Below are 3,325 nucleotides of genomic sequence, written 5' to 3' on the forward strand. Positions count from 1 at the left end.
AAGGAGCAGGAGGAGAAGGAGAAGAAGGCCAAGGCGGAGGCGGAGCAGTACCGGAAGGAGCAGGAGGCGAAGGAGGAGAAGTACCGGAAGGAGCAGGAGGAGAAGGAGAAGAAGGCCAAGGCGGAGGCGGAGCAGTACCGGAAGGAGCAGGAGGCGAAGGAGGAGAAGTACCGGAAGGAGCAGGAAGAGAAGGAGAAGAAGGCTGAGGCCGAGGCTGACCAGAAGGAGAAGAAGGCTGAGGACAAGCAGGAGAAGTACCTGAAGGAGCAGGAGGCCAAGGAGTCTGCGGCGAAGGAGGAGCAGGAGCAGAAGGAGAAGGAGGCCGAGCAGAAGCAGGCGGCGAAGGAGAAGGAGCAGGAGCAGAAGCAGGCCCAGGCTGAGCAGGAACAGGAGCAGAAGCAGAAGGAGCAGGAGGCCAAGCAGGAACAGAAGGAGCAGGAAGCCAAGCAGGAGCAGGAGCAGGCGAAGAAGGAGGCCGAGGCCGAGCAGAAGGAACAGGAGGCCAAGCAGGAGCAGAAGGAGAAGGAGCAGGAGGCCAAGCAGGAGCAGAAGGAGAAGGAGCAGGAGCAGAAGCAGGCCCAGGCCGAGCAGGAACAGGAGCAGAAGCAGAAAGAGGCCGAGGCCAAGCAGGAGGAGCAGCAGAAGAAGCAGGAGGAGTACCAGCAACAGCAACAGCAGTTCCAGCTCAGTCAGGTGGCTCAGCAGAAGGCCGAGCAGGAGCAGGCGAAGAAGAAGCAGGAGCAGGAACAGCAGGAGCAGGAGCAGAAGCAGGCCCAGGCCGAGCAGGAACAGGAGCAGAAGCAGAAGGAGCAGGAGGCCAAGCAGGAGCAGAAGGAGAAGGAGGCGGAGCAGGAGCAGGAGCAGGCGAAGAAGGAGGCCGAGGCCGACCAGAAGGAGCAGGAGAAGAAGCAGGAGCAGTACCAGAAGGAGCAGGAGCAGAAGCAGGCCGAGGCCGAGAAGGAGCAGGAGCAGAAGCAGAAGGAGCAGGAGGCCAAGCAGGAGCAAAAAGAGCAGGAGGCCGAGGCCAAGCAGAGGGAGCAGGAGGCCAAGCAGGAGCAAAAAGAGCAGGAGGCCGAGGCCAAGCAGAGGGAGCAGGAGGCCAAGCAGGAGCAGAAGGAGAAGGAGGCGGAGCAGGAGCAGGAGCAGGCGAAGAAGGAGGCCGAGGCCGACCAGAAGGAGCAGCAGAAGAAGCAGGAGGAGTACCAGCAGCGGCAGCAGGAGTACCAGGACAAGCAGCAGCAGCGGCAACAGCAGTACCAGGACAAGCAGTACCAGCAGCAGGAACAACAGCAGCAACAGCAGTACCAGCAGGAGCAGCAGCGGTACCAGCAGGAACAACAGCAGTATCAGCAGCAGCAGGAGCAGAACCAGCAGCAGCAGGAGCAGTACCAGAAACAGCAGGAGCAGGCGCTCAACCGCATTGGCGGTTCGCTGAACGGCGATAACTTGCCGCCGATCTCGCACGACCTGATCACGGGGCCGGTGAACGGCGATGACTCACTGCACAACCCCGGTGGGAGCGAGTCGCACATCGACTCCCACGGCCGGGTGGTCACGGAGTACCCGGACGGCCACACCACCACGATCGATCCGAACACCCAGACTTCCAGCATCACCACGCCGGACGGCCACACAAGTTCCGGGCCGCTCAACTCCGGGGACGTCCTCCACAACCCCGACGGCAGCGTGTCGCACATCGATCGGCAGGGGCAGATCGTCACGGAGTACCCGGACGGCAGCACGGCCACGGTCGATCCGCACACCGGCGCTACCTCGATCACCGACCCGGACGGCAAGTCGATCACGGGGCACCTGAACGGGAACGGCGACTCACTCCCGGACTTCCAGCACCAGAGCCCCGGATCCAACTTCGGCAACACCGGGGGCGGCGGCGGCTCCTCCTACTCGCAGTACGACCCGTCCTCGTACGAGGAGGAGCTGTGGGACAAGGACCCGTACCAGTCGCCCGGTGACCAGATCGGTAACAACCAGGCGGCGGCCAACGCCGGCAACCAGAACCAGTCCGGAACACCGATGGGCGGCGGCATGCCCCTCAACCCCGGATCGCTGCCCGGACGCGGCGGTGCCGGCGGCGGCGGTGAGGGCGGCCCCACCGAGCGGGTCCGCAACGTGATCGACAGCGACGACGTCGTCAGCAACCGCCGGGCGGCCCCCCGGCCCGGCCGCCCCGGTGGCGGACGCCTCGACGAGCGAGAGAACGTGATCACGAGCGGCGGCACCCCGTTTCTGCCGCCGATGGCCGGCGCGGGCGGAGCTGGGACACCGGGCCAGGTGGCGACCCAGACCGACGACCGCGAGCGTGAGGCGTGGGTGCCGGAGGACGAGGACGTGTGGGGCAGCGACGAAGGCGGCTCGCCGGCCGTGATCGGCCGATGATCCCCCGCCGCGCCGTCGTTCCGGCAAACCGAGCAGCCGGCCCGACCAGCACAGCCATCCAGAGGAGCACCCGTTGAGCGAGTTGAACGATCCGTACGCGGAGCGCATCCATCAGGCCAGGGCCCACCTCGAAGCCACCAGGGCCGCCATCGCCCGCGCCGAGCAGGACCTCGCGGACAACAAGGTGACGGCCCGTTCGCGGGACCGCGCGGTCGAGGTCACCGTCGGCCCGCAGGGAGAGCTGACCGGGCTGACGTTCGTGGACAACAAGTACCTGAACATGACCGGACCGCAACTGGCCGCCTCGGTGCTGGAGGCGGCCCAGCGGGGGCGTCAGCAGGTCGCCCAGCGGGTGATGGACACCTTCCGCCCGCTGATGGCGGCGAACCCCGATGTTCCCGGGTCCCGGGACATCGACGTCGACTGGGACCGGCTCTTCGGGTCGGCGTTCGAAGGCGGCCGACGGGCGGGTGGCGGCAGGTCGTCCAGCGACCGGTTGCGCGACGAGATCCACGAGGACCCGGATGTTCCCGGAGGAAAGCCATGAGCGACGACACCTATGACCTGGACCTGGGCAAGGTGCGGCGAGCGCTCGACGGCCTGGGCGGTGTGGAGGACCAGGTCATGGCGCTGAAGGGGGACTACCTGGCCGACTATGAGAGGTACAAGGGCTGGAACGGCGACAAAGACGCATCGGACGACTACTACACGAAGACCCAGCCCGACGACGAGAAGACGGTGCGGACGCTCACCGGAGCGATCGAGAGCCTCGGATTGGCGGTAACGGCGTTGAGGTCCGGACTGCTGGAGAGTCTCAACAGCGTCAAGGCCGTTCATGCCGACGTGACGGAGTTGATCGAGCAGCAGGGACGTATCGCCGACTTCGACAGCGGCGACGACAACCAGTCCGGCGGAAAGCACTGACTCC

The 3,325-nt window shown here is 65.7% G+C and carries 2 protein-coding genes and 1 pseudogene; all 3 read left to right on the plus strand.

The window, feature by feature from the left end; translation table 11 throughout:
- Positions 1 to 2,397: pseudogene (locus ABTY62_RS00055) on the plus strand (hypothetical protein); the annotation flags it as partial.
- 73 nt (positions 2,398 to 2,470) lie between these two features.
- The gene (locus tag ABTY62_RS00060; protein ID WP_352127013.1) at positions 2,471 to 2,944 is read left to right on the plus strand and encodes a YbaB/EbfC family nucleoid-associated protein; all 474 of its coding nucleotides are present in this window, start codon (positions 2,471 to 2,473) and stop codon (positions 2,942 to 2,944) included.
- Positions 2,941 to 3,321, plus strand: a complete 381-nt coding sequence (locus ABTY62_RS00065; RefSeq protein WP_352127014.1) for a hypothetical protein — start codon at positions 2,941 to 2,943, stop codon at positions 3,319 to 3,321. Before ABTY62_RS00060 ends, ABTY62_RS00065 begins: the two co-directional genes overlap by 4 nt.
- Positions 3,322 to 3,325 lie beyond the last annotated feature (4 nt).

The organism is Streptomyces sp. NPDC097640 (genome assembly GCF_040302705.1).
Classification (GTDB): domain Bacteria; phylum Actinomycetota; class Actinomycetes; order Streptomycetales; family Streptomycetaceae; genus Streptomyces.